The 9,496-nt window shown below is 47.5% G+C and carries 5 protein-coding genes and 1 pseudogene; 2 read left to right on the forward strand and 4 right to left on the reverse strand.

Translation table 11 applies throughout. The features are described 5' to 3' along the window. From B3D59_RS06025 to B3D59_RS06040, 4 genes and pseudogenes are all read right to left on the reverse strand, one after another. A pseudogene (locus B3D59_RS06025) lies at positions 1 to 1,365 on the reverse strand (bifunctional [glutamate--ammonia ligase]-adenylyl-L-tyrosine phosphorylase/[glutamate--ammonia-ligase] adenylyltransferase); the annotation flags it as partial. A 58-nt stretch (positions 1,366 to 1,423) separates the two neighbouring features. After that, positions 1,424 to 2,860: a DNA integrity scanning protein DisA nucleotide-binding domain protein gene (locus B3D59_RS06030; RefSeq protein ID WP_286818420.1), complete on the reverse strand. Its 1,437-nt coding sequence runs from the start codon at positions 2,858 to 2,860 to the stop codon at positions 1,424 to 1,426. A 72-nt stretch (positions 2,861 to 2,932) separates the two neighbouring features. Further along, a complete protein-coding gene (locus tag B3D59_RS06035) occupies positions 2,933 to 5,899 on the reverse strand; it encodes a TOTE conflict system archaeo-eukaryotic primase domain-containing protein (protein WP_286818421.1) in 2,967 nt (988 codons plus the stop codon). Between the two features lie 84 nt (positions 5,900 to 5,983). Continuing rightward, entirely contained in the window at positions 5,984 to 7,609 is a 1,626-nt protein-coding gene (locus B3D59_RS06040; protein ID WP_286818422.1) for an NADP-dependent glyceraldehyde-3-phosphate dehydrogenase, read from the reverse strand. Between the two features lie 342 nt (positions 7,610 to 7,951). Here B3D59_RS06040 and carA point away from each other — a divergent pair, with 342 nt between their 5' ends. Continuing rightward, the gene (carA, locus tag B3D59_RS06045; RefSeq protein WP_414646518.1) at positions 7,952 to 9,103 is read left to right on the forward strand and encodes a glutamine-hydrolyzing carbamoyl-phosphate synthase small subunit; all 1,152 of its coding nucleotides are present in this window, start codon (positions 7,952 to 7,954) and stop codon (positions 9,101 to 9,103) included. 30 nt (positions 9,104 to 9,133) lie between these two features. After that, positions 9,134 to 9,496: a hypothetical protein gene (locus B3D59_RS06050; RefSeq protein WP_286818424.1), complete on the forward strand. Its 363-nt coding sequence runs from the start codon at positions 9,134 to 9,136 to the stop codon at positions 9,494 to 9,496.

The raw sequence follows: 9,496 nt of genomic DNA on the forward strand, positions 1-9,496 counted from the left end.
CACCAAAAGCCTGGAAAAATGTTTATGCACAACACCCTGAATCCTGGACAGTTCAGCATAAAATGCATCTTCGTCAACATATCCCATGGACAGGGCAAGGATCTGTCTTTGAACCGGATTGTCGGGGATATCGTGGGTCTGCCGGTCCTGGTAGGCCTGCAGCCTGTTTTCCACAAGCCGCAAGAAATGATAGGCCTGTTTGAGTTCATCACACACTTTTTTATCTATCAGCTTTTTTTCCACCAGGGTGTCCAGGACCGGCAATATGGGCCTGGCCTGAAGTGCCGGTTCCACACCGCCTCTGATAAGTTGAAAAAGCTGGCCGAAAAATTCAATTTCCCTGATACCACCGGACCCGATTTTTATATTGTGTTTCAGTCTGGCATTTTTCACCTGGAATGTTATGCGTTGTTTCATATCCCTGAAGGAATCAAAAGAGCCGTAATCCAGATATCTACGAAAAATAAAGGGTTTCAGGGTTTGAATAATTGTGTAGCCCGCTGCGATGTCCCCTGCCACCGGACTTGCCTTGATCATGGCATAACGTTCCCATTCCCGGCCCTGGGACTGGTAATAATGTTCAAAAGCTTCCGCATCCATAACCAGGGGCCCACTGTCCCCGAAGGGACGCAGACGGGTATCCACCCGGTAAAAATGGATCCCGTTATCCATTGAAAACAGCTTGATAAATTCCCGGCACAGTTTTGTAAAAAATTCATCATTGGATATGGATCTGTCCCCATCGGTCTGTCCTGAATTGGGATATACGAAAATAAGATCAATATCTGAAGAAAAATTCAACTCGCCGGCCCCGAGCTTACCCATACCCAGCACCACAATGTTCTGGGTATGGCCGTCCTTATCTCTCGGCGTTCCCCATTTTTGGGTCAGCCCGGGATACAGTTGTTCAAAACCGCAACTGATGCAGGCACGGGCAAGATCGGACAGATCCGCCATGGTTTCGGACAATGGTGCCGCACCTGTAAGATCCCGCCAGGCAATGCGAATGATTTCGTATACTTTGAATTCAAGCATCCGGGCTTTAAGCCCTGCATTGTCGTGGCTATCACAGATAAAAGCGGCAAGCTTGTTTTTAAAAGCACCCGGATCATAGGATGTATCAATATCACCACTTTTACCAAGCCGATCAAGTATCAACGGGTTTGCTGTAATATGTTCAGCCGTAAAGGGACTGAACAGCATCATCCGGATAAAATCTTGGGGTTTGACAGGCAACTGGCTGATATCCTGTATATCCCCGGCGGAAAAATAATCTTGGATCCGACGCTGCAAGTCCTGGTAAAGGGTTTGGGGAAGCGCAGGAAAGACAAGGGATATTAACTGTTCTATAGCTTCTTGGCTCATGGAATGGCTTTCATTTTATAATTCATGGACAAAAACCTCTTTACCGATAGTTTTGGCATTATTCGCTTACAGCAACCCATTTTTCCAGGGGCACGGGGATATTGCATATGAGAGAGGTTTCCAGTTTCCATTTGGTTTTTAGTACTGTACCCCCCATCATGACCGAGACCAGGGTATCGGATGAGACTACGATTACAATAACATTTTCGTGTTCTGCCGTGAACCGCAAAGCTGAGTTGAACCTGGCTCCCCTGGCCCTGTTTTCACCGGGCACATTCCTGCCTTGCAAAAGACAGGCAAATCCATGCAGCTTTACATCAGCCCCTATGTGCAGTGCCCCGTCCACCTTGGACAGGGATTTGGCCAGATCATAATTATCCTGATTTTTCAGGTCCAGGGGGTGCAGCAGCGAATGGCCCATGATAAAAACCGGGGGATCATTGAGGTCAATCACAATACTGCATCCATATCGGTGGCCGGCAGCATTGTGAACAATTCCGGTCACTACTTTAAATAAAGCGGTGACTTTTTCAGCATCCATATCAGTGTCCATCAATGCCTCTTCCACCTGAACCAGCTTTTCCTTATGCGTGGTCGATTTAAACCTCCCGTCGGAGAAAGAGCACACCAAATCATCATTGATTGCCAGAAAACCGTATCCGCCTCTAAAATCAACTGAGATGAAAAAATCCGGATGATCTTCCCTGGTGATGCCGATAATCATATTTTCAGTGGCAACCAGTTTCAAATCTGAATTTTCAACCGATACAAGCAGCTTTCTGATATGCTTGACATTATCCAAACACGGTTGCTCCGCTTCGGGAAGCTCTAAAATAAAACTCATTTTAGGGATGGATGCTTTTTCCACAAAAATCAGCTTACCTCTTGGCCATTCTCTTTCTTCCGGCGTTCTTGAAATTTTAAGCACTGCCTCTAAAATCGGGTAAACCCGCATTCTGGTATCCCAGCCGATCCGGATATTCATTTCATCCACAATAAAATCTCTGACCGCATGGGTGGCGTATTCCTTGAGAAAAGAGCCGGAAATGCCTGTGTACAATTCTTCTTCATTGGCCAAGTCATGAGAAAATCTGTAAACGGCATGTTCCAGCCACCGCTCGGTTGGACCTATGTTACACATGTCCGGATGGTGGTCGGTAAACCACATCTGATACACGATAGAGCTTGATCTGCCGCCATAGGATATCAGTCCGGCCAACCCAAGATTTTTTTCGGGAATCAAATTGTTGAATTTTTTTTTGTCATATTTGATGGAACATTTGGTTCGCCAATCATCTGAATCAATATACAATTCTTTGAATTTGGGTTCGTGCCCGGCCAAAAGGTTCTGGGGATCAAAGATATAGATGGGATCATCGGGTGTGACGGCATAAATCACTGCCGCCCTGCTGGGTCCGGAAAAAAGCGTCAGCCCCTCTCTTAAACCCTCGATGGTTTCGGTAATGCATCTGCGGATAAAGCCATGGTTTGCCAAACAGGAATTCTCCCTTTAATGCTGTAACCTTATTTATGTATAATGTTTGTTTACTAAAGAACATGGCGTTTCTCAATAGCATTTTGAGGGGGTGAAAAAGATGCCCATATCAATACTTTCAATTAATTCAGATGCAATGCTGCTGCTTTCAAGACGCATGATGGTTTCTTCAGAATAACCAAAGCTTAGAAGATTGATGCTCCCGTACCAGGTGATTTTGTTGTCAATGATTGCAAATTTCTGGTGGATGTTGGATTTGTAAACCATTTGAACACCGCCGGTTTCTATGGTTGAAAAAAGATCGCTCAACATGGTTTTTCTATTTTCGTCATAATCATTGGCAGGCCTGGTTATGAGCGTTATTTTAACCTGCTTTTCCAACAGGCCATTAAAGTGCTCCATCATTTGAAGCATCCTTTGTTTTGTGACAAACGGACTGATGATCAGTACATGCTTTGAGGCAACGGCAATATCCCGCAAATATACCGGAAAAAAATCGTCTTTATTAAAAATAAGGTTGGTCGGTACATCGGGAAATTTTGAGGCCTTGGTTTTATAACCGATTGAAGCATATCCTTTCAACCGCTTTCCATACATTTTTTCAAGCATTTTTACATGAAGATCAATGTAATCGTAAACTCGAACTTCCTTTTTCCCTTTAAAATAACGGTGCAGTCTGCCGGCATATTGATGCAATGTCCCTTTCCAGGCAATGGGCATGGCTAAAAACAATGTATCCAGCCGCGCTTCATCAAAGCCTTCACCAATATAGCTGCCGGTAGCAACCAGTACAAAAGATTCTGTATCCTTAATTTCATATATTTCACTGATTACCTGGGCCGTTTTTTTATCCCCCATACCGCCCGTCAGACAAATGACATTTGATATTCTCTTTTTCAGCTTTGCAGCAAGATCCGCCACATGGCTAACCCGCCCCGTTAAAATAAGTGACTTTCTCCCTTTTTCATAGCACTCCACAACATCATCTATAATGAGTTGATTTCTGATTTCATCTGATACCAAACCGCTTTTTATTTCCTGAAGGGACAATCGTGCTTCGTCCTCACCAGGTGGTATTCTAAAAGATGTGAATCTCGGGATTAAATAATGATCAAAGGGACGCTTTTCAGCCTGCTTTTTTGCATCTACTGAAAACCGTACCGGCCCGCAGTAAAAGAAAATAATCGGGTGGTGACCATCGGGTCTGTCAGGGGTTGCCGTCAGACCGTAAATATATTTTGCTGTGGCCTTCTTCAATATTTGTTCAAAAGTAACTGCAGGAACATGATGGCACTCATCCACGAGGATCATCCCATAATTTTTTACGACGTCTTTGACGTCTCCTTTGGTATTCAATGATTGCATGACCGCTATATCGACGATGCAACTGAGTCTGTCTTTGCCTGCTGCCATGTGGCCGATGATATTCTGTTCTTTTTTACGGCCTCTTTTTTCAGGCGATTCGGGAAGGGATTCATTGATGATCAGAAATTGTTCAAGCCGTTCCCGCCACTGGGAAAGCAGTTGCTGGCGATGAACCAATACCAGGGTATTCACTTTTTTCATACTGATTAATTTTGCGCCGATAACAGTCTTCCCAAATGCCGTAGCAGCGGATAACACACCATTGGCATGTGCCGACAATGCATCAACCGCAAGTTGCTGTTCATCTTGCAATTCCCCTTTGAATTCAACATTGATCACTTTTCCGGGATTCGATTTATCTTCCTGTATCAGTGTAACATTCTTTTCCTTGAGCAAATATTTGACATCGCATTCGCAGCCGCAAGGCAATGCTATATGGTCTTTATAATCATCTGAGCAGGAAATAATCCGAGGCTTGCCGAAGGTTGACTTCCTCATGGCCTGGGCCTGATAAAAGACAGGATTTTTAAAGGCAGCAACCCTTTTAAGCGCATTTAATGCTTTCTGGCTTAATCCTCTTTTTTCAATGTACAGCATGCCGGATTTAACAATTTTAACCATTTTGGGGAAATCTTTGGCTTTCAGCCCAACTGATTGCTGTTTTTGCCACGGTTTGAATTCTGATATTTCTTCTTTCAGCACCCCCAGGTCGTTTCCACGGGTCAGCTTGTTTATATACGATGTCAGATCTTTTTCGTTCAGCTTTTGAATGCCCGATAAAAATTGCCATTGGTCCGGGTACGGATTGAAATCTTCACTGATAAAAACGGCATTGAGGTTATCTCGGGCTTTTTTCTGAAGCGGCAGGGCGATCAGATTACCAAAACCGCCATTCGGCATGGTATCTTGATTGGGAAACAGCCTGTCATAGGATTTGAATGAAATTTGATATCGTTCACCCATGGCGTGGGTCAATAGTGATGTCCCAAATTTTCGGGCAAACGCTGCAGGAATTTTTTGTTCGAAAAAAAACCAGGCATGGCAGCCATTGCCGGATTGAGACCGCTCTATTGCAACCGGTATGTCAAATTCTGAACAAATGTTCCGGATAACTGCAATGTCTTGTTTCCATCCTTCTTTGTCAAAATCGATAGCCAGAAAATAGCAGGTTTCATCCATATTCATGGGATACACCCCGATGACGTATTCACCTCTGAGATGCTTTTCAATAACCGATTTATTTAGCGTACCATACGATTGATTGCCACATGCTGAACATTTTATTCGGGGTTTATTGCAAATTCCGGGAACCCATTCATTCAAGCAGACCGGGCTGTATCCTGAAGCGCCCTTTTTGCTTTGCCATTTTTTTGCATATACATCGCTCCTGCCTCGAAACAGGGACATAAAAAGATCAATCTTTTGATCATTTTGAGAAAATCGGGTAACTAAACCGGCATATGTTCCTCCAGATACTGCTGCATCGGGCTTTGGATTTGATGCAGGATTCTTAAGGTGCTTGCATACAGTTTCTCCGGATTGGACAGGCTTATGAAGAGAAATAATATTTTCGGATTTGGGTGCTAATTCCCGTATTTTTACTTTCAGAGCTTTGTTCTCTTCAAGCAGGGCATCATATTTTCTTTTCAACTCATCATAATCGTTGATAGTCATATAGCATCTGATTCATCTTAATTCTTTATAAAGCTGTATCCCTTCCTTTATCACCGGTTACCGCAAGGGCCGCGAATCAATGGTTCACAAAAGAAAATTCGTAGATAAGAAACGAGATTTGCGCTCACGCGTAATGGTCGAGATGATGTCTTTGTTGATATCGTTAAGTTTTGCGGCCACCAGGGTGCGGATGGAAAAAACCCGCAGGGCGTCGGATATGGAAAGGGTGCCTTCAGCGGAATTCTTACGCCCGGTAAAAGGAAAGGTATCCGGGCCGCGCTGGCACTGGCAGTTGATGTTGACCCGGCAGACCTGATTCACCAGGGGGTCGATGAGTTCAGCGATGCGGTCGGGGTCGGTGCCGAAGATGCTTATCTGCTGACCGTAATCCGAATCTGTCACATACCCCAGGGGTTCTTCAATAGATTTATAGGGAACCACGGGAATCACAGGGCCGAACTGCTCCTCCTTAAAAACGCGCATCTGCGGGGTCACCGGATAGAGCACAGCCGGAAACATGAAGGTCTGATTGACCAGACCACCGCTTTCATTGCGGATAGCCGCGCCGCCCTGCTGCGCATCATTGATAAGTTCGTGCAGATAGTCGGTCTTGTTCTCCTCGGGCAGGGGGGTGATCCCCACTCCGTTTTGCCAGGGCAGGCCCGGTTCAAGCTTTTCCACCTCCTGACAAAGCATGTCCAGAAACTTCTCGGCAATGGATTCATGCACAAACAGCAGCTTCAGGGCTGTACAGCGCTGACCGTTGAATGACAGGGCACCCAGAAGGCACTCCTTAACCGCCAAATCAAGTTTTGCATCCGGCAGAATAATGGCCGGATTTTTGGCCTCCAACCCCAGCACACAGCGCAGGCGGTGGGGACGGGGATGCTGCTTCTTGAGGCGGTCGCCGACCCGGCTGGTACCGATAAAGGCCAGCACATCAATGCGGCCCGATTCCATAAGCGGACCTGCAACCCTGGCGCCCTTGCCGTATACGGTATTGACGACCCCCGGCGGAAAGGCGCTCTGAAAGGCCTCAAGCAGTGGCCGGTGCAGCAGAACGCCGAGCTTGGGCGGTTTGAAGATGACGGTGTTGCCCATAATCAGGGCCGGGATCAGGGTAGTAAAGGTTTCGTTCAGGGGATAGTTGAAAGGCCCCATGCACAGGACCACCCCCAGAGGGGCTCGGCGGATCTGGGCTGCCACCCCCTGGGTGATGTCGAAGCGCGAGCCGGCCCGGTCCAGATCCTTGAGCGCATCAATGGTGCCGAGGATATAATCCAGGGTGCGGTCAAACTCGTGGCAGGCATCCTGAAGGTTCTTGCCGATTTCCCACATGAGAAGGCGAACTACTTCCTCGCGCTTTTCCTTCATGCGGTAGCTGAACTCTTCCAGATGACGGATGCGGCCCTCCACAGTCATGGTCGGCCAGTGGCCGCGGCCGCTGTCATACGCCTGGCAGGCCGCCTCCAAAGCACCCAGAGCCTCCTTTTCCGTAAGCAGCGGATAGCTGCCAATACGCTTCTTTTTAAAATCGCCGTCCGCTGATAGGCATACGGGGGAAAACACATCCTGCACCGGACCGTCCCAGTGATGAATCTCGCCGTTAACCAGAAATTGGGTCTGTTCCAGGGGCTCTGGAATCCGAAACTCTTCCGGGATATTAGATTCTGCGGGAAACAAGCTGACAATCTTCTGTTGATTATTCATAAAGCCTCTCTTAATTCTGGTAAGTTACTCAGATCTTTCAAGCTTTGTTGTGGGCTATGCCTGGCAGTTGATATGTCAGGTCAGCCCATGGCTGTTATATTAAAAATTATAAACGGGCAATGGCCCAACGGACAACAGATATTTTTGAATCAATCCCACCCCAAATTTAAAATGGCAGGTAAAAAAGTCTAAAGAATCAGTGTTCGAGCCATAAAAACAGGCTATATTTTTTTTTGCATGGACCTCAGGACTTGAAAATTAAGACTTTTTCATGATATTTAAACAGGTTCCAAATAGATTGCGGAACGCTTTTTACCATAAAAATTTAAGGAACAGGTATTAATCCATATGAAAGCATTGTTAGCCCTGGAAGATGGAAGAACATTTTCCTGCACAAGTTTTACAGGGCCGGGGGAAGCCCAGGGAGAGGTGGTGTTCAACACCAGCATGACCGGGTACCAGGAAATTTTGACCGACCCGTCCTATTACGGGCAGATGGTCACCATGACCTATCCGCTCATAGGCAACTACGGCGTGTGTCCGGAAGATGTTGAATCAGACCGTATTCATGTGGCAGCCTTCATTGTCAAAGAATACCAGCAGTTTCCAAGCAATTTCAGATCAAAGGGCACCCTTGCCGACTATCTGATAAAATACCATGTTCTGGGCATTGAGGATCTTGACACCAGGGCCTTGACCCGGCATATCCGAAAATCCGGTGCCATGAGAGCCATGATATCCACCACGGACCTGGACCCTGAATCCCTTGTGGCACGGGCCAAAAAAATCCCATCCATGGAAGGATCGGACCTGGTGGAATATGTCACAACCCCAAAACCCTATTTATGGAAAGACAACAACCCGGATTATATGGATGTAAAAAACCTTGAAGACCCCTCTATATGGCGCCACAAAGGTAAAAAGCATTCCGTGGTGGCCCTGGATTTCGGCATAAAATATAATATTATCCGCTGCTTAGAAAACGCAGGATGTGAGGTGCTGGTGGTTCCGGCAAAAACCGATGCCCAGACCATAAAACACCTGAACCCGGACGGTATTTTCCTGTCCAACGGCCCCGGCGATCCGGAGCCGTGCGACTACGCCATTGCCGCCGCGCGCGAGATCATTGAAAGCGGTGTGCCCACCTTTGGCATCTGCCTGGGTCACCAGATCATGGCCCTGGCCAGTGGCGCCAAAACCTTCAAAATGAAGTTTGGCCACCATGGTGCCAACCACCCGGTGAAAGACCTGGACAGTGGCCGCGTCAGCATCACCAGCCAGAACCACGGTTTTGCGGTGGACGAGAAGAACCTGCCCGCCAACCTGCGCGCCACCCACGTGAGCCTGTTTGATGGCACCTTGCAGGGCTTGGCCCGTACCGATAAACCGGCTTTTTGCTTCCAGGGCCACCCCGAAGCCTCGCCCGGCCCACACGATATCGGCTACCTGTTTGACCGCTTCATCGGTTTGATGCAGGCCCCCAGCGCGGCCTGATGCCACCAACCACTTTTTGATAGGCTGTTCATGAAGCTCTTCAGTTTTCCGGTCTTTGCTGTTGAGAAGGCGATTGCCAAACGCATGTTGACGCTGGAGACGCCGCACAAAGAGTGGTTTGCCCAGCGCTGGGCTCAAAAGCCTTACCGCAAAGCCTTTGTCGAAAACAAGGCCATGCCGCTGGTGACGATGCTGGCCAAAGGAAAAAGCTGGGACGACGCCACCTTCAACGAAGAGCTCAGCGCCTGGGATGCGCTGTTTTACCCCGCCGAAGTGGAAGTCTTGCGACCCATGATCGAAGGCGACGGCCTGCTGCAGCTGATGCAGAAAAACGTCCCAGCCGAGCGCATACAGGCGCTGCTGACCCAACTGGAAACCCAGCGGCAGGCCTGA

The organism is Desulfobacter sp. UBA2225 (genome assembly GCF_002348205.1).
In the GTDB taxonomy this organism is placed as follows: domain Bacteria; phylum Desulfobacterota; class Desulfobacteria; order Desulfobacterales; family Desulfobacteraceae; genus Desulfobacter; species Desulfobacter postgatei.